The sequence below is a fragment of the Microvirga sp. 2YAF29 genome, from assembly GCF_052114605.1.
GTDB lineage: Bacteria > Pseudomonadota > Alphaproteobacteria > Rhizobiales > Beijerinckiaceae > Microvirga.
The window spans coordinates 171970-194813 of sequence record NZ_JBFRFB010000007.1 but is presented as its reverse complement, the minus strand read 5'-3'; the positions used below and the strand labels follow the sequence as shown (position 1 = coordinate 194813).

At 63.5% G+C, this 22844-nt stretch carries 23 protein-coding genes; 10 read left to right on the top strand and 13 right to left on the bottom strand.

The features are described 5' to 3' along the window. Nucleotides 1-46: 46 nt before the first annotated feature. A complete protein-coding gene (locus AB4Y85_RS11865; protein ID WP_441985098.1) occupies nucleotides 47-1618 on the bottom strand; it encodes a glucan biosynthesis protein in 1572 nt (523 codons plus the stop codon). 645 nt (nucleotides 1619-2263) lie between these two features. Between AB4Y85_RS11865 and AB4Y85_RS11860 the strand changes: the two genes are divergently transcribed. Further along, nucleotides 2264-3418 (top strand): type III PLP-dependent enzyme, encoded by a 1155-nt coding sequence (locus AB4Y85_RS11860; RefSeq protein WP_441985097.1) that lies wholly within the window; start codon nucleotides 2264-2266, stop codon nucleotides 3416-3418. Between the two features lie 185 nt (nucleotides 3419-3603). Continuing rightward, entirely contained in the window at nucleotides 3604-4176 is a 573-nt protein-coding gene (locus AB4Y85_RS11855) for a GNAT family N-acetyltransferase (protein WP_441985096.1), read from the top strand. A gap of 27 nt (nucleotides 4177-4203) precedes the next feature. Here the strand turns inward: AB4Y85_RS11855 and AB4Y85_RS11850 are convergent, their stop codons facing one another. Then, nucleotides 4204-5412 (bottom strand): MFS transporter, encoded by a 1209-nt coding sequence (locus tag AB4Y85_RS11850; RefSeq protein ID WP_441985095.1) that lies wholly within the window; start codon nucleotides 5410-5412, stop codon nucleotides 4204-4206. 251 nt (nucleotides 5413-5663) lie between these two features. Between AB4Y85_RS11850 and AB4Y85_RS11845 the strand changes: the two genes are divergently transcribed. After that, on the top strand, nucleotides 5664-7091 hold the full coding sequence (locus tag AB4Y85_RS11845) for a homospermidine synthase (protein ID WP_441985094.1): 1428 nt from the start codon (nucleotides 5664-5666) through the stop codon (nucleotides 7089-7091). Between the two features lie 64 nt (nucleotides 7092-7155). After that, on the top strand, nucleotides 7156-7494 hold the full coding sequence (locus tag AB4Y85_RS11840; protein WP_441985093.1) for a hypothetical protein: 339 nt from the start codon (nucleotides 7156-7158) through the stop codon (nucleotides 7492-7494). Here AB4Y85_RS11840 and AB4Y85_RS11835 read toward each other — a convergent pair. From AB4Y85_RS11835 to AB4Y85_RS11825, 3 genes are read right to left on the bottom strand one after another with little or no spacing between them, the layout of a single operon-like run. Further along, entirely contained in the window at nucleotides 7491-8012 is a 522-nt protein-coding gene (locus AB4Y85_RS11835; RefSeq protein ID WP_441985092.1) for a DUF2937 family protein, read from the bottom strand. The genes AB4Y85_RS11840 and AB4Y85_RS11835 overlap by 4 nt on opposite strands. 12 nt (nucleotides 8013-8024) lie before the next feature. Next, on the bottom strand, nucleotides 8025-8303 hold the full coding sequence (locus AB4Y85_RS11830) for a hypothetical protein (RefSeq protein WP_441985091.1): 279 nt from the start codon (nucleotides 8301-8303) through the stop codon (nucleotides 8025-8027). 8 nt (nucleotides 8304-8311) lie between these two features. Next, complete coding sequence (locus AB4Y85_RS11825) at nucleotides 8312-9319, bottom strand: WD40 repeat domain-containing protein (RefSeq protein ID WP_441985090.1); 1008 nt, start codon at nucleotides 9317-9319, stop codon at nucleotides 8312-8314. A 183-nt stretch (nucleotides 9320-9502) separates the two neighbouring features. On the opposite strand from AB4Y85_RS11825, the gene AB4Y85_RS11820 reads away from it, so the two are divergent. Beyond that, complete coding sequence (locus AB4Y85_RS11820) at nucleotides 9503-9799, top strand: hypothetical protein (RefSeq protein WP_441985089.1); 297 nt, start codon at nucleotides 9503-9505, stop codon at nucleotides 9797-9799. Between the two features lie 2 nt (nucleotides 9800-9801). Here AB4Y85_RS11820 and AB4Y85_RS11815 read toward each other — a convergent pair whose 3' ends face one another. From AB4Y85_RS11815 to AB4Y85_RS11790, 6 genes are all read right to left on the bottom strand, one after another. Further along, nucleotides 9802-10764, bottom strand: coding sequence for a CobW family GTP-binding protein (locus tag AB4Y85_RS11815; RefSeq protein ID WP_441985088.1), 963 nt, complete (start codon nucleotides 10762-10764; stop codon nucleotides 9802-9804). A gap of 152 nt (nucleotides 10765-10916) precedes the next feature. Beyond that, entirely contained in the window at nucleotides 10917-11834 is a 918-nt protein-coding gene (locus AB4Y85_RS11810) for a metal ABC transporter substrate-binding protein (RefSeq protein ID WP_441985087.1), read from the bottom strand. Between the two features lie 21 nt (nucleotides 11835-11855). Beyond that, a complete protein-coding gene (aztB, locus tag AB4Y85_RS11805) occupies nucleotides 11856-12764 on the bottom strand; it encodes a zinc ABC transporter permease AztB (protein ID WP_441985086.1) in 909 nt (302 codons plus the stop codon). After that, complete coding sequence (gene aztA / locus AB4Y85_RS11800; RefSeq protein ID WP_441985085.1) at nucleotides 12733-13482, bottom strand: zinc ABC transporter ATP-binding protein AztA; 750 nt, start codon at nucleotides 13480-13482, stop codon at nucleotides 12733-12735. The genes aztB and aztA overlap by 32 nt, the downstream gene beginning before the upstream one ends. 4 nt (nucleotides 13483-13486) lie before the next feature. Then, nucleotides 13487-13708, bottom strand: a complete 222-nt coding sequence (locus tag AB4Y85_RS11795) for a hypothetical protein (RefSeq protein WP_441985084.1) — start codon at nucleotides 13706-13708, stop codon at nucleotides 13487-13489. A gap of 27 nt (nucleotides 13709-13735) precedes the next feature. Next, nucleotides 13736-15313, bottom strand: coding sequence for a glucan biosynthesis protein (locus AB4Y85_RS11790; protein ID WP_441985083.1), 1578 nt, complete (start codon nucleotides 15311-15313; stop codon nucleotides 13736-13738). Between the two features lie 159 nt (nucleotides 15314-15472). Here AB4Y85_RS11790 and AB4Y85_RS11785 point away from each other — a divergent pair, with 159 nt between their 5' ends. The 3 genes from AB4Y85_RS11785 (at nucleotide 15473) to AB4Y85_RS11775 (ending at nucleotide 19215) form a co-directional block, all read left to right on the top strand. Next, on the top strand, nucleotides 15473-16441 hold the full coding sequence (locus tag AB4Y85_RS11785) for a TAXI family TRAP transporter solute-binding subunit (RefSeq protein ID WP_441985082.1): 969 nt from the start codon (nucleotides 15473-15475) through the stop codon (nucleotides 16439-16441). 114 nt (nucleotides 16442-16555) lie between these two features. Beyond that, nucleotides 16556-18856 carry a TRAP transporter permease gene (locus AB4Y85_RS11780; RefSeq protein ID WP_441985081.1) on the top strand — a complete coding sequence of 767 codons (2301 nt, stop codon included), beginning with the start codon at nucleotides 16556-16558 and terminating at the stop codon, nucleotides 18854-18856. Further along, nucleotides 18853-19215 (top strand): DUF1850 domain-containing protein, encoded by a 363-nt coding sequence (locus AB4Y85_RS11775; RefSeq protein ID WP_441985080.1) that lies wholly within the window; start codon nucleotides 18853-18855, stop codon nucleotides 19213-19215. Before AB4Y85_RS11780 ends, AB4Y85_RS11775 begins: the two co-directional genes overlap by 4 nt. Before the next feature lie 57 nt (nucleotides 19216-19272). Here AB4Y85_RS11775 and AB4Y85_RS11770 read toward each other — a convergent pair whose 3' ends face one another. Beyond that, entirely contained in the window at nucleotides 19273-19461 is a 189-nt protein-coding gene (locus AB4Y85_RS11770; protein WP_441985147.1) for a hypothetical protein, read from the bottom strand. Between the two features lie 155 nt (nucleotides 19462-19616). On the opposite strand from AB4Y85_RS11770, the gene AB4Y85_RS11765 reads away from it, so the two are divergent. Next, nucleotides 19617-21212 (top strand): gamma-glutamyltransferase family protein, encoded by a 1596-nt coding sequence (locus AB4Y85_RS11765; protein WP_441985079.1) that lies wholly within the window; start codon nucleotides 19617-19619, stop codon nucleotides 21210-21212. Between the two features lie 39 nt (nucleotides 21213-21251). Continuing rightward, nucleotides 21252-21884, top strand: coding sequence for a LysE family translocator (locus AB4Y85_RS11760; protein ID WP_441985078.1), 633 nt, complete (start codon nucleotides 21252-21254; stop codon nucleotides 21882-21884). On the opposite strand, the gene AB4Y85_RS11755 is transcribed toward AB4Y85_RS11760, so the two are convergent. Next, a complete protein-coding gene (locus AB4Y85_RS11755; protein ID WP_441985077.1) occupies nucleotides 21881-22828 on the bottom strand; it encodes a nickel/cobalt transporter in 948 nt (315 codons plus the stop codon). The two genes, AB4Y85_RS11760 and AB4Y85_RS11755, sit on opposite strands and share 4 nt — an antisense overlap. Nucleotides 22829-22844 lie beyond the last annotated feature (16 nt).

Genomic DNA, 22844 nt, shown 5'->3' with positions numbered 1-22844 from the left:
CGCTATTGCCGGGACAAGCTCCGTCATGGTGTGGGGAACGTCAGCCTCACTCCACCGACCAAGGATAGGTCCAGGTTTCCGTCAGCGTCCGGTTGCCGGCCTTCAGGAAGGCGCGCAGGTCGGTGGATTGGCCGGCCTCCAGCTTCACGTCGATGGCGGCGCGGAAGCCCCCGGTGTGGTCGTTGGGCATGAGGAAGGTGTTGGTGATCTGGCCGACCGAGGTGGAGGGAACGATTTGCACCTGGTCCGGCGCGCTGAAGTAATAAGGCAGGTTGCCGCCGGCGAAATCGATGATGAAGCGCCGGTGCTTGGGATCGCTGGGCGCGTTCGAGCCGCTGGCGCGGGGCGGGGTCTGGAAGGTGTTGATCGCCTTGCCGCCGGGATGCATCGCGCCGATGGCGCCCGCCGCCCGCAGGCGATAGGAGAGGGTGACCTCCTGGCCCGGCTCGAAAGGACGCGAGGGCTGCCAATAGGCCACGATATTGTCGTGGGTCTCGTCCTGTGTCGGAAGCTCAACAAGCTCCACGAAGCCCTCGCCCCATTCGCCGATGGGCTCCACCCAATAACCGGGGCGCTGGTGATAGCTGGCTTCCAGGTCCTGGTAGTTTTCGAACACCCGGTCCCGCTGCATGAGGCCGAAGCCGCGCGGATTGTTGTCGCTGAAGGAAGAGATCGCCTTCTTGCCCGGGTTGCGAAGGGGCCGCCAGATCCACTCACCCTGCCCGGACTGCATCAGCAAGCCATCCGAATCGTGGATCTCCTGACGGTAATCGTCCGTGGGTTTCTTGTCGTTCTCGCCCTCGAAATACATGGAGGTGAGGGGGGCCACGCCTACATTCTCGAGCCGCTGGCGCGGGAACAGCGTGGCCGTGACGTTGAGCGTCGTTTCCTTGGACGGATAGATCACGAAGCGATAGGCGCCGGTCACCGAGGGGCTGTCGAGCAGGGCGAAGATCGTGGCCCGGTCATCCTCGGGCTTGGGCATTTCGACCCAGAATTCGCGGAAATGCGGAAACTCCTCCGTCTCCCCGCCTTCCACGTTGAGGGCAAGACCACGGGCCGAGAGGCCGTATTTCTGGCCCTGGCCGAGGAAGCGGAAGTAGCTCGCGCCGAGGAAGGCGATCAGCTCGTCGAACACTTTCGGGTTGTTGAGCGGGTAATGCAGGCGGAAGCCCGCAAAGCCCAGATTCACCGGCAGGGGACGCTCGATCTTGTTGCGGCCGTAATCGAACAGCTCGCGCTGATAGGGGATCGGCGTCGGTACGCCGTCGCGGATGATATTGACCGTGACCGGGCGCTGATAAAGGAAGCCGAGATGGAACAGCTGCATGCGGAACGGCCCGTTGCCGGAGGCAAGCAGGGCTTTATCCGTGCGGAAGCGGATGTCCCGGTAATCGTCGAAGCTGAGCCGGTTCAGGGGCTCCGGCAGCTGCGTGGGCACGGGATCGAACGGAGCCGCCGACAATTCCCGCGCGCGGCGCACCACTTCCTCGAACCGGAACGGATTGGGCGCCGGTGCGCCGTTCTGCTGCTGCGCGTGAGCCTGCTGTGCCCAAGCCGGCAGGGCGGTGGCGGCGAGCAGGCTTTGCAGAAGGCGTCGGCGGGACAGATGCATCATGGTCGCGGAACTGTTCTCTATATAAGGAAAATGACGAGCTTGGCTTGAGCCGGAATATGGGCGTCAACCCTCATCCCGTGGACCTGTTCCGCTTAATGGAAGCTGAATGGTGATGCGATCAAGACACAGGCGCGGACAGGGTTAAAAAAATGTCCCGGATACCCCGAATAGCTATTGTGATCAGGGGCGAATGCGCTTATTTCACTCTTGCCCAATTTCGCACGTGCCTGTGGTCGTGTGTCGGTTGGTGGGCATCCGGACAAGAGGCCGGACAGCCGCCCGAGAGCATCCTAGCTCTCGACTACCCCTAACCGGCAGCCGGAGGCGAAAACCGGCGCACCCCGTTCTCAACGGGGGACGCGACTTAAAGCAACGACGAACGGGCTTTTTTGGTCTCGTTGGCCCTCCAAAGGTCAACACCGAAGAGGCTTGTTTATCATTGCCAGGCGTGCGGACGGGAACTCCCCATCCAATCCACGGCAGCATCGTCGGGTGAAGAGCCCATCGCCGCTACGCGTGTCTCCATCGCACGAAGCGGGATGCATCTTCTCTCGCTGACGCCGGACGGCAGAATGTTCTGACCGTTCAGATTTCAATCCGGAGGCTGGACAAGACCTCCATTGAACCTGTGGTGGGGAGAGCGCCATGACTGAGCGTATTCGCGAATTCCTGCGTAACCGACGTGAGGACGGCCCGTGCGTGGTCGTCGACCTCGAAGTCGTGCGCGAAAATTACTCCAAGTTTGCCCGTGCGCTCCCGGACACGCGTGTCTTCTACGCTGTGAAGGCTAATCCGGAGCCGCAGGTGCTCAAGCTCCTGGCCGAGCTCGGCTCGTGCTTCGATACGGCGTCCGTGGTCGAAATCCAGCTTGCGCTGGATGCCGGCGCGACGCCCGAGCGCATCTCCTTTGGCAACACGATCAAGAAGGAGCGCGACATCGCTCGTGCGCTTGAGCTTGGCGTTCGCCTCTATGCGGTCGATTGCGAAGTCGAAGTCGAGAAGATCGCCCGCGCTGCCGCCGTTGCCGGTGTTGCTGCCTCTGACGTGAAGGTGTTCTGCCGCATTCTGTGCGACGGCGCCGGCGCCGAGTGGCCGCTCTCCCGCAAGTTCGGCTGCGTGCCGGAGATGGCGGTGGACGTGCTCGAGCATGCGGTTCGTCAGGGCCTGGAGGCTTACGGCGTATCGTTCCACGTGGGTTCGCAGCAGCGCAACACGGAAGCCTGGGATCAGGCTCTCGGTTCCGCTTCCGCAATCTTCCGTGAATGCGCGCATCGCGGCATCCACCTGTCGATGGTCAACCTCGGCGGCGGCTTCCCGACGAAGTATCTGAAGTCGGTGCCTCAGGTGAAAGCCTACGGCGAGTCGATCTTCCGCGCGCTGTCGAAGCATTTCGGCAACCGCATTCCGGAGACGATCATCGAGCCGGGCCGCGGCATGGTCGGCAATGCGGGCATCATCGAGGCCGAGGTCGTTCTCGTCTCGAAGAAGAGCCGTGATGAGGACGAGGTGCGTTGGGTCTATCTCGACATCGGCAAGTTCGGCGGTCTCGCCGAGACGATGGACGAGTCGATCCGCTACCCGATCCGCAGCGAGCGCGACGGCGACCGCACGGTGCCTTGCGTGCTGGCTGGCCCGACCTGCGACTCTGCCGACGTTCTCTACGAGAAGGAGCCCTACATGCTCCCCGTCTCGCTGGAGATCGGCGACAAGGTGCTGATCGAAGGCACGGGCGCCTACACGACCACCTATTCGGCGGTCGCGTTCAACGGCTTCCCGCCGCTGAAGTCCTACGTGATCTAAAGCATTTTCCGCAAAAGTGGTCTTCCGGTTTTGCGAAAGAAAATGCGACTTTAGAAAGTCACGTCCCGCCTGCCTCGTGAAATGAGGCAGGCACCAACCTCAACGAAGTTGTCCCGGACGGCTTGCTCAGTTTGAGCAAGTGCGAGGGCTGTCGCTCACCCCACGTGTATTGGGAGGCCACGGCCATGATCACGATTCGCGAAGAATCCTTCCACGATGTCGAAGCGCGCGAGGCGCTTCTCGATGCCTGCTTCGGGCCTGCCCGATTCCAGAAGACCTGCGAGCGCTTGCGCGAAGGCCGCAAGGCGGCCGACGGTCTGTCGCTGGTGATCGAGCAGAACGATGAGATCGTCGGCACGGTGCGCCTGTGGCACATCTGTACCGGTCCAAATCGTCCGGCGCTGATGCTCGGCCCGCTCGCCGTCGATCCGTCGCTCCAGAGCCTCGGCCTTGGGGCTAAGCTCATGCGCGAATCGCTGAAGCGTGCAACTGACCTCGGCCACAAGGCGGTGCTGCTGGTGGGCGATGCGCCTTACTACGAGCGCTTCGGCTTCTCGACCGAGAAGACCGGTGCGCTCTGGCTGCCGGGTCCTTACGAGCGCGACCGCTTCCTGGCGTTGGAGCTCGATGGCGGATACCTCGACAACACGCGCGGTCTCGTTGCGGCCACGGGCGCCTTCGAGGAGAAGCCGGATCTCGCGGCGTTGGTCGCTGCTGCGGCGCAGGGTGCGCTCAGCAAATACCGTCCGGCTGCTTAACTTTCCTGCGATCTGCCCGAGAGCCTCTTACTTGGCTCTCGGGTTCGGCAGCACGAAGGTCACGCCCGCAGCCACGATCATGTAGGCGGCAAAGCCGAGCACTATCGACTCAAGACTGACTCCCGCATCGATCAGAAGCCCGATGGCGCCCGGCGTTGCGGCGGAGGCGACGACCATCATCGCGCCTGCGATGGCGCGGATTTTTCCCAGATGCGTCGTGCCGAACAACTCGGCGAGAACAGCAGCGATCACCACGTTGGTGCAGCCGGATGTGAGGCCGATCAGGCCGAAAAACAGAAGCGGCAGGAACGGGTGCTCAAGCGTTGCGAGACAGATGGAGGCCGCCGTCATCCCGGCGAGATAAAAATGGCTGAGGCGCACCGCGCCGAAACGGTCGACGAAGCTGCCTGCGCTCATGGCGACGACGACGGACACCAGGGCGAATGTGGTGATGCTGCTGGCGAGCAGTTCCAGCGACCAGCCTTTCACCTCGGCGATGAAGCGCTGATGGAAGAAATAAGCGGTCATGATGGCGGGATAGCCGATCATGGTCGGCACGAGGGCGAGGAAGCGCCAATCCTTCACGATCTCGAGCCATGACGGTCCCGGCGCACTCGATGCTTTGAGATGTGTGCCTCCCTGAAGGTCGGGATCCTTCCGCCGGAGCAGGAATCCGAGAAGCCAGCCGATGCACAAGGCGGCCACGAGGATAAGCGCGGCGATGCGCCAGGTCCCCGTCCATCCAAAGCCCGCGATGAGCAGGAGCGCGACGCCCGGCAACGTGGCTTCGCCCGCCGGAAAGCCGAGAGCCGCCACGCCGAGCGCGCGGCCGCGTATGCCCTCATGAAGGCGCGCCGTGCTCATGACGCCCGCATGGCTCAGCATGCCCTGCCCGAAGAGGCGTAAGCCGAACAGGCTTAAACCCAGCACAAGCAGATTGGGCGCGAAGGACAGGCTCAGCGCGGCGCAGGCGATGCCGATGAAGGCGATGGTGGCATAGAGACGGATATTCACCCGGTCGATCATGCTGCCGACCCAGATCATCAGGAGGCCGGACGACAGGGTGGCAACGGAATAGATCGAGCCGAAAGTGCCGTTGGTAAGCCCGAACGCGTCGCGGATATTGGGGCCTGACAGGGAGATGAAGAAGGTCTGCCCGAAGGACGACAGGAATGTGAGGGCGAAGCCCAGGCCGATCACACGCCCGTGGCGTATGAGGAGTTCATGGAATTTCATCGGTCTTCGAGTCGGGCATCAACAAGGGAACCGTATCATGAAGCCTTGTTTCACAATGTCGAGGCCCCAAATGGGCATGGCAGGGCCTCATTCCGTCATCCGGCCTTCGCCGCCCGCAGGGAAATTGCCGAACAGACTGGCCGGATACAGCCAGGCATTGACCCCGAGGGTTCCTCAATCCTAGATGCGCCCGGAACCGTTCAACCCGGAGACATTTCTTCCCATTCCAGGCTTCCGAAGGAGAATCATAGATGACCACTTGGCCTGTCCACGCCCGCATCAGCGGCCCCATCGTGATGATCGGCTTCGGCTCGATCGGCCAGGGCACCCTGCCGCTCATCGAACGTCATTTCGAATATGACAAAAGCCGCTTCGTGGTCATCGATCCGCAGGAGAAGCACAAGGAACTCCTCGACGAGCGCGGCATCCGCTTCATCCAGCAGGCCGTAACCAAGGAGAATTACCGCGAGCTGCTCACGCCGCTGCTGACCGCAGGCGGCGGGCAGGGCTTCTGCGTCAACCTCTCGGTGGATACGGGCTCCGTGGACATCATGGAGCTGTGCCGCTCGCTCAACTGCTTCTACATCGACACCGTCAACGAGCCCTGGGCCGGTTTCTACTTCGACAAGAGCAAGGGCGCAGCCGCGCGCACGAACTTCGCGCTTCGTGAGATCACCATGGAGGCGCGCAGGCGCAATCCGGGCGGCACCACGGCAGTCTCCTGCTGCGGCGCCAATCCCGGCATGGTCTCCTGGTTCGTGAAGCAGGCGCTGGTGAATGTCGCGGGCGATCTCGGCATCTCCTATGACGAGCCGAAAAGCCGCGACGATTGGGCGAAGCTTGCGCAGCAAGTCGGCGTGAAGGGCATCCACATCGCCGAGCGCGACACACAGCGCGCCAAGTCCGAAAAGCCCATGGGCACCTTCGTGAACACATGGTCGGTGGATGGCTTCGTGTCGGAAGGTCTACAGCCGTCCGAACTCGGCTGGGGCACCCATGAGAAATGGATGCCGGATAATGCCAGCACGCTCGGCCCCGACGCGCAGGCGATCTACCTGCTTCAGCCGGGAGCTGCCACGCGCGTGCGCACCTGGTGCCCGACGCCCGGCTCGCAGCACGGCTTCCTCGTCACGCATAACGAGGCGATCTCGATTTCGGATTATTACACCGTGCGCGAAAACGGAAAGGCCGTGTACCGCCCGACCTGTCACTACGCCTATCATCCCTGCAACGAAGCGGTGCTCTCGCTGCACGAGATGTTCGGCAATGCCGGCGTAGCGCAGGAGAAGCAGCACATCCTCGACGAGAACGAGATCGTGGACGGCGTCGACGAGCTCGGCGTGCTGCTCTACGGCCATGACATGAACGCCTATTGGTACGGCTCGCAGCTCTCCATCGAAGAGACGCGCCGCATCGCGCCCTACCAGAACGCTACGGGCTTGCAGGTGACCTCGGCCGTGCTCGCGGGCATGGTGTGGGCGCTGGAAAATCCGGAAGCCGGCATCGTGGAAGCCGACGAGATGGATTATCGCCGCTGCCTCGAAGTGCAGATGCCCTATCTCGGCCCCGTGAGCGGGTTTTATACCGATTGGACCCCGCTCAAGGACCGCCCCGGCTTCTTCCCGGAGGACATCGACTCCTCCGATCCGTGGCAGTTCCGAAACGTGCTGGTGCGCTGACGCGCTGACGGCCATCCCCGGCGGTCCTGACGGATTGCCGGGGATGAAACTGGAGGGTTCTGGCATGCCTCATTTCGAGGAATTCTACGCCGACAAGCTGCGCGGCGGTCTCGGTGTCGTCGATGCCGGGGCCGTTCTCGACCTGCGTGGCGCGACCCGCGAGCAGGCTGCGGCTTCACTGCAGGACATGCTTGAGCGAAGCCGCTTCGCGCAAGCGAAGTCCGTTGCCGTGCGTCTTGACCCGCCGCCGGAAGGCGGCGGCGAAACGCTCTTCCAGCCCATCGGCAAGGCGCTCCTGGAAGCTAAGAAACGCGGCTGGATCGACCGCTTGCAGACGCTGCCTGCGGGTGATGGTCTTGGGTTTTACGTGGTGCTGTCCGGAAAGCCGGAGCGCGAGTCTTAGGCGCGCGCAACATCGCGCGTACGCGGCCGTCGTCTCAGGCTGCGCAAGAAACCCGCAAGCAGCAGAACGCCGCCCCATACCATGATGAAGCCGATGGCCGTGGAGAGAAGGCCTTCCTCCGTCACCGGCATCGCCGGCTCGAAATCGTGATAGGCGGCTTCCATCACGTCCTGGTCGCCATCGCGCAGCATTAGGGCGACGCGGGCGAAGGGGCCTGCTTGCATCATGGCTTCGCGATGGGTCTGCAATCGGCCAAGACGCTCCACATTGGCCTGCATCGCCACGCCCTGGCGGCTGATGAGATCGTCGGGGCTCGAACGTAATCGTGCGATGGCAGTGCCTTGCGTCTCGTTGTTGACGCTCGCATCCGCATCGAAGCGCGCGATCACGCGCTGCAATTCGTCGATGGCGCCGCCGAGGCGCTGGCGGTATTGCTGCGAATATTCCGGCCCCTGCGAGGCGACGATGCCGCCGAAGATGCCGAGACCGAAAGCAATGATGCGGACAACTCGTGGCAAGCTTTTACCTCCTTAAAGGTCAAGAGCCTCGCGGATATCTTGTTCCGTTATCTCATCCAGCGTCTTCTGCACCTTGAGGGCGCGGGTCTTCTGTCCAGGCTCCATAACCAGGATGACCGTCTCAAGTCCCGGGCAGCCGGGATCGTTGCAGACGATCTCGTTCACGGCAAAGGCCGTGTCGGGGGAGGCCTGAAGAACCGTGCGCGCCAGTTCCTTCACCCGCTCCACGGCCTCCCGGTCGGGCTTGGGCAGGCCGAAGGTCCCTCTCAGAAAACCGCCGAACAGGGCCACGGGCGACCTCATGTGGGCAAGGTCAGGATACCGGCCTGACCGTCCTCGCAGCCGAAGGCGAGGCGCTTTCCGCCCTTGTCCCAGGCAAGCGCGGTGACGCCGCTTCCCTTCACGGCGGGGCGCACCAGAAGCTCTGAGGCGTCGTTCAGGCGGATCAGCAGGATGCAGCCGTCCTCATAGGCCACGGCGAGCACCAGGGTGTTGGGGTGGAAAGCCACGCGGCTCACCTTGGCCGGGCGCACGCCGCATTCGCGCGGGGCCTTGCCCATGGGGCCTTCCTTCGACTCGAAAGGCCAGATGATCGCCGCTTCCGCGCCCGAGGTGGCCAGCCACTTGCCGTCATGCGACCACGTAAGCGAGCGCGTCTTCGACGGGTAGCCGCTCATGCGCATGTGACCCTTGTCGGGAATCAGCCGCCAGCCGTGCAGGGCGTTCTCCTGCATGGAGGTGACGATGAAGCGCGCATCGGGGGACCAGGTCACGTCGATATGCGAGCCTTTCCAGTCGAGCGCTTCGGGCTTGGTCTCGGTATTCGGGAACCACAATGTCGCGCCGTTATAGTGCGAAATAGCCAGGCGATAGCCCTTGGGTGCGAAGGCGAGGCCGCGCGCGGTGGAGGGCACTTCGAGGACCTTTTCCTTGCCCTTGTCGTCGCGGGCGAACACGCGCTTGCCGGCGGCATAGGCGAAGGCTCCGCCCGCGTTGAGCGCCAGCGCATCGATCCACGCGCCCTTGGTCTTGGCCAGGGTCTTCGTGGAGCCGTCGGCGCCTGTCACGGCCACGCGGCCATCGTCGCCACCCGTCACGAGGCGCTCGCCGTCGCTCGCGCCGACCAGGATGCCGGCATCGGGATGAGCGTCCACACGATGGCTTTCGCCGTCCTTCACCAACAGCACGCCTCCATCGGCGAGCCCGAAGGCGGCGGTGCCCTTCAACCAGCCGAGGGCGGTGACATGGGCGCCCGCATCGACGGGTGCGATGTTCTGGGTCAAGGACGGAGCAGTTTCAGGATTCATCGAGCGATCCCCTCAAAGGTGGCTCCCCATAGCATGGTTCGGGGGATGCAAGGCAAGGCGTGGGCTGAAGGCTGGCGGCTCTAGGGGAAGATAGAGCGGATGCCCCATCGCGGTAAGCCTTCTGGGTCATGGCATGCGGACAGAAGGCTCGTCATATGGTCTTCGATCTGGAGGAATTGCGGTATGCGGATTTTGCTGGCGCTCGCTTTTGTCATCACGGGGCTCGGCGTGACCGAGACCTCTGCGCAAACGGTGGAGGACGCTCTGCCTCAGCAGCGGGATGTACAGAAGGCAACCTGCCAGAAAGAGGCGCGGCTGATCTATCGGAACGGCCGCAACACATCCAGCCAATGGCTGATCCAGGTGCAGGAAACCCGCAAGGCCTATGTCCAGGATTGCATGACGAAAGCCGGGTTCGCCATCGAGCCGCTCCACGCGATGGACCGCTCAGGAATTGTTGGGATTCCTGAGCGCAGATGATGTCAGGCCGCGCAGGCGAGGAAGCCTTCGCGGATCGCCTTCTCGTTCAGGTCGCGGCCGATGAAGACGACCTTCGAGGTATGTTTCTCGCCCGGCTTCCACTCGCCCTGCACGTCGCCGTCCAGGATCATGTGAACGCCCTGGAACACGAAGCGCTTCGGCTCATTCGGGAAAGCGACGATGCCCTTGCAGCGCAGGATGTTCGGGCCCTCGACCTGGGTCAGATTCGAGATCCACGGCATGAACTTTTCCGGGTCCACTTCGCCGTCGATCTTCACTGATACCGATTGCATATCCTCATCGTGATGATGGTGATGGCCTTCTTCCAGGAAGTCGGGCTCGATCTCGATGATGCGGTCGAGATCGAAGGCCTTGCGGTCGAGCACCTCGGAGATCGGGATGGCCGCGTTCTGCGTGCGGTGGATCTTCGCATAAGGGTTGATGGCGCGGATGCGCGCCTCGACCTCGCCCAGCTCCTGCTCGTTCACGAGATCGATCTTGTTGAGGATGATCACGTCGGCGAAGGCGATCTGGTTCTTGGCTTCGGGCGCATCCTTCAGGCGGTCGGAGAGCCACTTGGCATCGGCCACCGTCACCACGGCGTCGAGGCGCGCGGCGTCGGACACGTCCTGGTCCATGAAGAAGGTCTGCGCGACGGGGGCAGGGTCCGCAAGGCCCGTGGTCTCGACGATGATGGCGTCGAACTTGCCCTTGCGCTTCATCAACCCGTCGAGAATGCGGATCAGGTCTCCGCGCACGGTGCAGCAGATGCAGCCGTTGTTCATTTCGAACACTTCCTCGTCCGCGCCGACGACGAGCTCGTTGTCGATGCCGATCTCGCCGAATTCATTGACGATCACGGCGTATTTCTTGCCGTGCGGTTCGGTGAGGATGCGGTTGAGCAAGGTGGTCTTGCCGGCGCCGAGATAGCCGGTGAGGACGGTAACGGGGATCTTGTCGGTCATCGGATCAATCCAAAAGGCAGAATTACAAGTGTCATCCCCGGCGGTCCTTTAGGACCGGGAAGGGGATCCACCCACGCGTGCGGCGCCATGGATTCCCTTCCCTCGCTGCGCTCGCCGGGAATGACACTGGCGTGCGTACGAGAGAAAATGCTTCAGCTCGACAGAGCCGCGCTGAAAGCTCTTATATTGTGTCTCATCATGTCAATGTAAGTGCCGGCGGGGCCGTTCGCATCGGAGAGCGCGTCGGAATAGATCCTCTCGCCGATCTTAGCGCCCGTTTCCTTGGCGATACGCTCCATCAGGCGGGCATCCGAGACATTCTCCACGAAGACGGCGGAAATCTTCTCGCGCTTGATCTGCTGGATGATGCGGGCCACGTCCTTGGCCGAGGCCTCGGAATCCGTCGAGACGCCCTGGGGCGAGACGAAATCGATGCCGTAGGCCGCCTCGAAATAGCGGAAGGCGTCGTGCGAGGTGATGATCCGGCGCCTCTCCTGCGGGATCCGGGCGACGAGGTCCTTGAGCTCGGCCTCGAGGGCGTTGAGCTTGCCGAGATAGGCGGTGGCGTTGGCCTCGTACGCCGCCTTGCCGGGGGCGTCCGTTGCAATGAGGGCGTCGCGGATATTGGCCACGTAGATCTTGGCGTTGCCGATGCTCTGCCAGGCATGAGGGTCGAGGCTCCCATGGTCATGACCATGGCCGTGCTCTTCCTCCTCAAGTGCCTTGATGCCTTTTGAGACTTCGACCCTCGTGGCCTTGGTGCCGGAGGATTTCACCAGGCGGTCGATCCAGCCCTCGAACTTGAGGCCGTTGGAGAAGACGACCTTCGATTCGGTCAGCCGGCGGGCATCGGCGGGCGTCGGCGAATAGACATGGCCGTCGCCATTGGGGCCGACGAGGCTAATCACCTCCACGCGGTCGCCGCCCACATTGCGCACGAGATTGCCGAGGATCGAGAAGGTCGCCACAACCTTCATCTTTTCGGGCGCCTGGGCCATGGCGGGCAGGAGCGATGTGCCCAGCGCCAGAGAACCCGCAAGCAAGGACAGGGCGGTTCTTCTCGTCAGCATGATGAGATCCTTATGCGGTTTTTAAGCTTCGAGATGCTTGCCCGGCCATGCGAGCCACAGCACGCCGCCCGTCCGCCCCACCAACAGGGACGCCACATAGACGGCGCCTGCCGAGAGGATGATGGCGGGGCCGGCGGGCAGTTCCACATGGAAGGAGAGCAGAAGGCCCGCGATGCCCGACACGATTCCGATGACGATCGAAACGATCATCATCATGGTGATGTCGCTGGTCCAGAAACGCGCGGCGGCGGCGGGCAGCATCATCATGCCGACAGCAAGCAGCGTGCCGAGCGCATGAAATCCGCCGACGAGATTCAGGACCACGAGGCCGAGGAAGATGAGATGCGTCGGCGTGCCCGCGCGGCTGACCGAGCGCAGGAAGATCGGGTCCACGCATTCGAGAACGAGAGGGCGATAGAGAATTGCGAGCGCGAGCACCGTGATCGTGGAAATGGAGGCGAGCAGCAGCAGCGTGTCGTCATCAAGCGCGAGCACCGTGCCGAAGAGCACGTGGAGCAGGTCCACATTGGAGCCGCGTAAGGAAACGATGGTGACGCCGAGCGCCAGCGACAGCAGATAGAACGCGGCGAGCGAGGCGTCTTCCTTCAATGCCGTGAAGCGCGAGACGAGACCTGCAGCAACCGCAACGATCACGCCCGCCGCGAGGCCGCCGATGGTCATGGCGGGCAGCGACAATCCCGCAAGCAGATAGCCGACAGCCGCGCCGGGCAGGATGGCGTGCGCCATCGCATCGCCGGTCAGGCTCATGCGGCGCAGCATCAGGAACACGCCGATGGGGCCGCCGCCCAGCGCAATGGCGATCACGCCGACAAGCGCGCGCTGCATAAATTCGAATTCGGAGAAGGGGGTATAGAAAAGATCGAGCACGGTTGAACAATCACGCGACGTTGCGGTGGCAGACGTCCGCATGAGGATCATGCGCTTCTACCATGCGGCGGGCTTTCAAGAGATTTTCGGCGCTCAGCACATTCAGCGTATCGCCCCAGGCTACCGGCTCGCGGGCAATCAGCAGGGTCTGAGGAAACACGCGCTTGACCATGTCGAGATCGTGCAGCACCGCCACCACGGTGCGGGCTTCCGCATGCCAGCGGCGCACGATGTTCAGAAGATCGGCGGTGGTCTTGGCGTCAATGGCGGTAAACGGTTCGTCGAGCAGGATGACGGGCGCATCCTGCAAAAGCAGCCGCGCGAAGAGAGCGCGCTGCATCTGCCCGCCGGACAGAGTCGAGATCGGGCGGCGCTCGAAGCCGGTCAGGCCCACCGCTGCGAGCGCGTGCTCGATGCGGGTGCGGTCTTCGCGCGGAATACCGCCGAAGAGACCCGAGCGGGTCCACAGGCCCATGGCCACGAGATCATAGACGGAGAGCGGGAAGCTTCGGTCGATTTCCGCCGCTTGCGGCAGGTAGGCGATACCGGAAGAGGAGCCGTTCAGCCTGATACGGCCTTCGAGGGGTTTCAGCGTGCCGACGATGCCCTTGAGCAGGGTGGACTTGCCCGCCCCGTTCGGCCCCACGATGGCGGTCAGGCTGCCGGCCGGGATCTCACCGTCGAGGTGGTGAACGGCGGGCCTGCGGTCATATCCGAGGGTGACTCCATCGAAGCGGATATTGGTCAAGGGCGTTGCCATGGTCCTACCCCATCACCGCGAAGACCAGCAGCCACAGCACGCCTAAGGCAAGCCCAGCGCCTGCCATCCGCTGCCAGGCCGAGAGGCGCACCAGCGAGAAGGCCGGGGCTGCGGCAACGGCCCGGTGCTCATGGTGGTGATGATGGTGGTGGTCATGCGGCATGCCACACACATAGACCGGATCAGCGACGATTTCCAGAGGCGTATAGTATTTTATACGCCCCATCCAAAGCCATGGTTTACAAGCCTAAAATCAAAACGCCGGATGATATTGGTAGAGCCAGGTCTCGCTCAAAACCTCGTCCTCGTTGCGCAGGTAGCAGCGCATCTCGACAGGGTCTGTGCCGGTGACCGTCAGGTCGAACTGGGTTCGCCAGTGGCCGGGCACGTTGTCAGGCACAGCTTCGGTGATGACGTTCGTGAACTCGCCGCGCGATGCGGAAAGGACGGGCTTGGGGATCACACCGTTCGGCAGCTTGGTCAGAGGCTCGCCCAGGAACTCCACCATGAACTTGCGCACGCCCTTGGGGCGTGCCGTGCCGGCCTGCCCGCCATTGCCGAAGCGCGTGGCGACGACCCGGGCGAGCGGGGTGGGGTAGGGCTCCTCCGCCGACCAGTGCATGCGGTAGCGGAATTCGAGCGCCTGACCGGCGCGGGCCGGATCGGAGGGAACCCACATGACCACGATGTTGTCGTGGATCTCGTCGTCGGTGGGAATTTCCACGAGCTGGATGGAGCCTTTGCCCCAGCTGCCGTGCGGCTCGATCCAGAGCGAGGGGCGGCGGTCGTAATAGACGCCGTCGAGGTAATGGTCGAAGTTGCGGTCGCGCTGGAGCAGGCCGAAGCCACGCGGGTTCTCGTCGCCGAAGGCCGAGGTAATGATGCGCGGCGGATTGTTGAGCGGGCGCCAGATGCGCTCGCCCGCGCCGGTCCACATGGCAAGACCGTCGGAATCGTGGATCTCCGGGCGCCAGTCGATGGCAGTGGTCTTGGACTTCTCCGAGTACCAGTACATGGAGGTGAGCGGCGCAATGCCGAGGCGCGCCACGTCCTTGCGGAGATAGAGGGCCGTGTCGAGATCCATTGTCACGGAGGCTGCGCGCTTCATGTCGAAACGGTAGGCCCCGGCCACGCTGGGGCCGTCGAGCAGGGCATAGATCGTGACCGTGTCGGAGCCTTCTTTCGGGGTTTCGAAATAGACATGAGTGAAATCGGGGAATTCCTCGTTCACTCCATGAACCGCCACGTCCACGGCAAGGCCGCGGGCCGAGAGGCCATATTGATAGAGCTCGCCGATGGCGCGGAAATAGGAGGCGCCGAGGAAGGCGACCCAATCGTTCTTCCTCCAGTCGAGCTTACCGCTGCGGGCCTCCTGGAAGCGGAAGCCGGCAAAGCCCGAATTGTCGGGGAGCTTCCGGGCCGGCGAATCCGCCGGCATGTCGAAATACTGGGTATCGTAGATGATCTCGCGGGCCTGACCGTTCTCGATCACATGCATACGCACGGGCTTCTGGAAGAAGCGGCCCATGTGGAAGAAGGTGACCGGGAACTCGCTGGGGCCGTTGGCCCAGAGTGCGAGGTCGGTCTTGAACCTGATCTTGCCGTGGGCGTCGTAATCGATCTGGTAGAGGATGTCCGGCGCAGGGCTGGGCGGCGCCATATAGGCCTGGCGGGACATGGCCTCGGCCTGCTTCCTAAGACTTTCGAAGGAGAAGGGCTCGGCCGCCCCCATTTTCAGGCCTTGCTGCGCCAGAGCAGGGACGGAGAAGCCCTGGGCCGCCAAAGCGGCCGTGGCGGTGGCGGTTTGAAGAAACTGGCGGCGGTTGAACATGGCGGAATGCATCGTTTGTCTGTGGAAGAGCCGACCCCTACCGACCAAGGTGGCAGGATTAAGTCCCTCTTAGCCTCTTGAGAAAACTTCGTCAGCAGCCAAAACTAGGGCCACACACAGGCACTGTAACTTTGGTGCCAAAAATAAGGGAGTACGCCTATGCATCGTTCCTTCATGCGCCGCCTCATGGGCGCCGCCACCGCCCTGGCCCTTGCCGGTGCGAGCGTTCCGGCCCAGGCACAGGACTTCATCAACGTCCTGACCGGCGGCACATCGGGCGTCTATTATCCGCTCGGCGTGGCCCTCTCCAAGGTGTTCACGGAAAAGGTGCAGGGTTCGCGTCCGTCCGTCCAGGCCACCAAGGCTTCGGTTGAAAACCTCACCCTGCTGCAGCAGGGCAAGGGCGAGATCGGCTTTACCCTCGGGGACAGCCTAGCCATGGCCTGGGAGGGCAACGAGGAAGCCGGCTTCAAGGCGAAGCAGGACAAGCTGCGCGGCATCACCGCCATCTATCCCAACTACATTCAGATCGTCGCGACCAAGGAATCGGGCATCAAGTCGCTCGCGGACCTCAAGGGCAAGCGCCTGTCCGTCGGCGCGCCGAAATCCGGCACCGAGCTCAATGCCCGTGCGGTTCTCGAAGGTGCCGGCCTGACCTACAAGGATCTCGGCAAGGTCGAGTACCTACCCTTCGGCGAATCCGTCGAGCTCATGAAGAACCGCCAGCTCGATGCCACCCTGCAATCGGCAGGCCTCGGCGTGTCCTCGATCCGCGATCTCGCCACCTCCGTCCCGATCGTCGTGGTGGAAATCCCCGCCGCTGTCGTGGACAAGGTCGGAACGCCCTATGTGAAGGTCACGATTCCGGCGAATACCTATGATGGCCAGACCGCGCCCGTGCAGACCGCTGCCGTCGTGAACTATCTCGTCACCCATTCCGGCGTGAAGGACGAGACCGTCTATCAGATGACCAAGGCGATCTACGAGAGCCTGCCCGATCTAGCCGCCGCGCATGCCGCCGCCAAGGACATCAAGCTCGAGAGCGCGCTCTCGGGCATGCCGGTGCCGATGCATCCCGGCGCGCAGCGCTATTTCGACGAGAAGGGCGTGAAGAAGCAGGGCTCCTAAACCCTTCGGCCGATTTACTTTGAAGCCGGGGCAGGTGAACTGCTCCGGCTTCTTTTTTCAACGACAAGAACAACAAGCTTTGCCAGGACCAGCTTTGTCAGGAGATTCCGCGCCATGAGCCAGAGTGCGAACACATCCGAACTCGCCCAGATGGAAGCTCCATCCGAGAGCGTGAACCCGGAGCACGGCCTGCCGGAGAGCTTCGGCGAAGGGTTCTGGGGCAGGCTCCTGTTCTGGATCGCGGTATCGTTTTCCACCTTCCAGATCATCACCTCCTTCGGCATTCCGCTCGATCAGCCGTTCTTCCTGGGCGTCAGCCTTTTTCAGATTTTCTATGTCGTCATGGTGGCTTGGGCCGCTTGTCTGGTCGCGCTTGCCGTACGGCGCCGAGGCCTCCTCGATGGTCTTCTCGGCTGGATCGCGATTGCCGTGGCCTTCGGGCTCGTGTTCTGGTTCGGTGGCAGCGTGCCGAGCCAGGTCGTGCGGGCCATCCATGTGGGCTTCCTGTGCCTCGTCGCGGGCGCGATGGTCGCCAATCACCGCTCCGGTTCCTCAGTCATGCGCGTTGTTGGATGGCTCGTGGGCTTCGCGGGTTTCGCCGTCGGCCTTTATCAATGGGCCTTCTACAACGATCTCGTGATCCGTGCCGGCGACATGACGACGGGCGATCTCATCTCCGGCATCGCCGCGCTCGTGGTTCTCTTCTATCTGGTCTGGCGCGTGATGGGCGTTGCGCTTCCCATCGTGGCGGGCCTGTTCCTCGCCTATTGCCTGTTAGGGAATTATCTGCCCGCGCCGCTCGATCATCGCGGCTATTCGCTCGATCAGGTGATCGAGCACATGGCCTTCGGAACGGAGGGCATCTACGGCACGCCGACCCTGGTCTCCGCGACATACATCTTCCTGTTCATCCTGTTCGGCGCCTTCATGGAGAAGGCGGGCGTCATCGATTTCTTCAACGATATCTCGATGGCCGTGTTCGGTGACAAGCAGGGCGGGCCGGGCAAGGTCTGCGTGGCGTCCTCCGCGCTCATGGGCACGGTCTCCGGCTCGGGTGTCGCGAATGTGGTCGCCTCAGGCCAGTTCACGATTCCGTTGATGAAGCGCTTCGGTTTCCCTGCAGCCTTCGCCGGCGGTGTCGAGGCGACGTCGTCCATGGGTGGGCAGATCATGCCGCCGGTCATGGGCGCGGTCGCCTTCATCATGGCCGAGACCATCGACGTCCCCTATTCGGAGATCGTGAAGGCTGCGATCATTCCGGCGCTTCTTTACTTCGCGTCCTGCTATCTCGCGGTGCATCTGGAGGCCGGAAAGCTTCACCTGCGCGGGCTGCCCAAATCCGAGCTGCCGAATGCATGGACCGAGCTGAAGACGAAGTGGTTCCTCATCGCGCCGCTCGCCGTTCTCGTCTACCTGCTCTTTACCGGATACACGCCGCTCTTCGCCGGCGCGGTCGGTCTGTCGCTGACGGTGGCGCTCATTCTCGGCACAGCCATCGTGACGGGCCTCGGCACGCCGGCTCTGCGCGTTGCGTTCTGGATCGGCCTTGCCCTCGTCTCGGCCTATTCGCTCGCATCGAGCGTGACGCTCGTCGTGCTCGTCGTCGCCGCTTTGTCCATTTGGAATGCTTTTTTCGGCCGCGGGCGCCTGACGCTCCAGGCCTGCGTCGATGCCATGGCCGACGGCGCCCGTCAGGCGCTGCCGGTGGGCCTCGCCTGCGCAGTCGTCGGCATCGTGATCGGCACGATGACGCTCACGGGACTCGGCACCATCGTCGGCACATGGATGATCTCCATCGGCAAGGACAATATCTTCGCGGCCCTCGTGCTCACGATGATCTTCAGCCTGATCCTCGGCATGGGCATCCCGACGATCCCGAACTACATCATCACCTCGTCGCTCGCCGCACCCATCCTGCTGCAGCTCGATGTGCCGCTCATCGTCTCGCACATGTTCGTGTTCTACTTCGGCATCATGGCGGATCTCACGCCGCCGGTGGCGCTCGCGGCATTCGCTGCGGCTCCGATGGCGAAGGAATCGGGACTCAAGATCGGCGTGCAGGCGGTGAAGATCGCGCTGCCGGGCTTCGTCGTGCCCTACATGGCAGTCTACGATCCGAACCTGATGCTGCAGCCAGTGCCGGGTCTCGAGGGCGCGGGCTACTGGTTTGCGGTGGTCTACATCGTGCTCAAGGCGACGCTTGCCATGGCACTGTGGGGAATGGCAGCCATCGGATTCTTCCTGAAGCCTCTGGCTTGGTGGGAGCGGCTTTGGGCGACGGTGGCAGCAGCGCTGCTCGTCGCCGCGATCCCGATCACCGACGAGCTCGGCTTCGTGCTCTCAGCCCTCTTCATAGGCTACCACGTCTGGAAGACCCGCAAGGCAGCGGCGGCGCTCACGACCGTGCATTCATGATCTGCCTCGTTGCAGGCAAGGTCGTCGCGCCGCTGATGGTGAGCGCGATGACCCTGGCCTGGACGCACTCGGTCGAAAAGATCGCGTGGGAGGAGGATTGGCGCGTAACACCCGCCGGTCTCGAAATCGTGGAAGCGCGGGTGAAGGGCTCTGGCGCCGGCATGGAGCCGCCGCCGGAGGCGAGGCTCGTGAACGGGTCCTATGTCTGGAAACCGAAAGTGCCGCCTCAAGCCGAGGTGATCATGCGCCGCTCAGAGGCGACGGCGGATTGGCGGGTCTGCATCGCAGGGCAGTGCCGCCTCATGGAGGCCTATGTGCCGGCGGATGCCGACCCTATCGTGATGAGGGCGTGCCCGTGAACGCTCTCCCCCGGCCATGCCGATTCGTAGAGCGCCGCGCTTCAGACCATCAGCCTATCAGGCGCGACCGGTCAGGGGCTCCACCGCGACGCAGCGGCGCCACAGGTTCACGAGGAAATAGATTGCGAGCAGGCTGAACAGGCCCATGAGGACATAGCCGACCATGTGGCCCAGTTCGAGCAGGCCAGCGATGGCCCAGCCGGCTGCAATCGCCACGCCGAACACCTCGGCCCCGACCAGGATCATGATGCTGATCACGGTGATGAGGTTGCGCCAGTTGGTGCTTTTCGCCTGAGCCACGGTTCGGTTACTCCATTCTCTTCCAGAATGGGACTACCCTAAACGCCCCCTCCGGTGCAAGGTTTGCCGTAAACCTCATTCAATCGCATCGATTTCAAAGAATGCCCGAAACACCCGTCTTCTCCACAGCCGCCGTCGCGGCTCCCCACAGGCTCGCCTCCGAGACCGGCCAGATGATCCTGGCGTCCGGCGGCAATGCGGTGGAGGCCATGGTGGCCATGGCGGCGACCATGGCGGTCGTCTATCCCCACATGAACGGCCTTGGCGGGGATGGGTTCTGGCTGGTGCGGGAGCCGAAGGGGCGTGTCCACGCCCTCGATGCCTTGGGTGCGGCGGGGTCCCTGGCGACGATCAAGCGTTACCGGGATAAACACTACGATACCGTGCCGCCGCGCGGGCCGGATGCCGCCGTGACCGTCGCCGGAGCCGTGAGCGGCTGGGGGCTCGCCCTCGAGCTCGCCAAGGCGCTGGGCGGTCTGTTGCCGCGCGACATGCTTTTGGCCGACGCGATCCGCCTCGCCCGCGAGGGCTATGCCATCGGCGCGGCCGAGGGGCGCAATGCCCTGCTCGAGCAGGAGGCGCTTTTCACCGCTCCTGGCTTTGCCGAGGCGTTCCTGAGCGAGGGCAAGCTTCCGCCAGCCGGCGAGACCCGCCGCGCGCCCAAGCTTGCCGAAACCCTCGAACAGCTTTCCCATGCGGGCTTACGGGATTTCTATCGCGGCGACGTGGGCCGCGAGATCGCCGCCGACCTGGAGGAGATCGGCGCGCCCATCACCCGCAAGGACCTGGAGACCTGCCAGGCCCGCGTGGTGAAGCCGCTCTCCGTTACGCTCGATCACTCGACCGTCTACAATCTGCCGCCGCCGAGCCAGGGGCTGGCGACGCTGCTTCTTCTCGGCATCTTCCAGCGTCTCGGCGTCAAGCGCGGCGAGGCGCCCGAGCATCACCATGGCCTGATCGAGGCCGCCAAGCGGGCCTTCTCGATTCGGGACGCGGTCGTGACCGATCCTCGCGACCTTCCGCAGGACCCGATGTCCCTCCTCACGTCCAAGGTGTTCGAGCGGGAGGCGGCGATGATCGAGGCCCGCCGCGCGGGACCCTATCCGGCGCGTCCGGTGGAAGGCGATGCGGTCTGGATGGGCTGCATCGACAAGGATGGGCTTGCGGTCTCCTATATCCAATCCGTCTATTGGGCCTTCGGCTCCGGCTGCGTGCTGCCTTCGACCGGCATCCACTGGCACAATCGGGGCTTGAGCTTCTCGCTCGATCCCAAAAGCATCCGGGCGCTTGAGCCGGGCCGCAAGCCCTTCCACACCCTCAACTCTGCCATGGCCGCGTTCAACGATGGGCGCGTGCTCTCCTTCGGCACCATGGGCGGGGAGGGGCAGCCGCAGATCCTTGCCCAGATCTTCACACGCTATGCCGATTTCGGCATGGGCCTCGCCGACGCGGTCGATGCGCCGCGCTGGCTCTTCGGCAAGAGCTGGAGAGCGCCTTCCGCGACCTTGAAGATGGAGGATCGGTTCGACCCCAGTCTGCTGCGCGCGCTCTCGAGCTATGGCCATCCGGTCGAGGAATTGAACAAGCCCTACGCCGATCTGATGGGCCATGCGGGCATGCTCGTCAGGCATCCGCGCAATGGTCGTGTTGAAGCGGTGCACGATCCGCGCTCCGATGGCGAGGCGTTGGGACTTTAGGCGATAAGTTCGATACAGATCGATCCGAGGAGCCCATGCATGCCTGAAACATCGAGCCTTGTCGCCTTCGCCCTAGTGGCGCTTGGAATGGTGCTCACGCCCGGACCGAACATGATCTATCTCGTGTCGCGATCCATCTCGCAGGGGCGCGTGGCTGGCCTGATCTCGCTCGCAGGCGTCGCCCTCGGCTTCGTCGTCTACATGCTCTGCGCAGCCTTCGGCATCACGGCGCTCGTGCTGGCCGTGCCCTATGCCTACGATGCTCTGCGTTTTGGCGGTGCTGCCTATCTTCTCTATCTCGCGTGGCAGGCCGTGAGGCCGGGCGGACGCTCGCCCTTCCAGGTCAAGGGGCTGCCCAAGGACAGCCCGCGCAAGCTGTTCATGATGGGTCTCATCACGAACCTGCTCAACCCGAAGATCGCGGTGATGTATCTGTCGCTCCTGCCGCAATTCATCAGCCCGGAACACGGTAGTGTTCTCATGCAATCCATCGTGCTGGGATTCGCCCAGATCGTCATCAGCGTCAGCGTGAATTCGTTCATCGCCGTCATGGCCGGGTCTATCGCCATGTTCCTGACGACTCGCCCTCGATGGATGGTGATGCAGCGGTGGCTGATGGGCACGGTGCTCGGTGGTCTTGCCGTGCGGATGGCGTTCGAATCGCGGCGCTAACTGGTCGCCCAGAGACCGTAGAGCAGGCTTGCTCCCAGCACGAATACGAAGGCGGCGGCGAGAAGTTCGAGCCCCGCGATGGCAATCGCGCCCGATGCGCCGCGCCCGCCGGCAATTCTCAAAGCCATGGCCTTGAAGAAGACCGCGAGCGCCGCGATGGCGCTGGTGGTGAGCGCGGTGCCGAGCGCCATGGCGAAGGTCGCGGCGATGCCTGCCGCGAACAACCCTTGCGACAGAGAAAACACGAGCACGATCAGCGCCCCGGCGCAGGGCCGGATTCCAGCGGCGAGCGCCACCCCCGCCATGTCGCGCCATCGGGTAAGACGGCTCAATTCCTCGGGCGGAGGCATGTGGACGTGATCGCAGCCTTCCTCCTGTACGGTTGCGGAAGGATTGCGGGCGAGCGCCATGACGCCGAGCACCTTGCCCGCCTTGCGCCACGTGATCGCGAGGCCCAGAAGGGCGACTGCAATGAAGCTTGCAAGCTCCACATTCATCGCGAGCTTGTTCATGGTGGAGGCGGTCGCGCGCAGCGCGAGGCTCACCGTGCAGACGATGAGAATGGCAACAACGGCCTGCACCAGGGCTGCCGCAAGGCTCAGCAGCAGGCCTTTGCGCAAGGCCTTCTCATCGGCAACGAGGTAGGCGGAGATCACGCCCTTGCCGTGGCCGGGACCGGCGGCGTGAAACACGCCATAGGCAAAGCCGACGAACAGCAGGGACCAGAAGGCATCGCCACTGTCCTTCAGGCTCCGCACGCCCGCCTGCAGGCTGGCATAGAAGCCCGATTGCACGGAGAGGATCCAGGCGCCGATAGCGCCCGAGGGCGCGGCCTCACGGATGCCCATGCCGAACGGGCTGCGAGGCGCGGGCGTGCTGATCGGCCCGAGCCACAGGCCGAGCAGGGCCATCAGGCCGGCGATGATTGCAACAGCCGCAACCATCAGGCCAAGCCTCCGC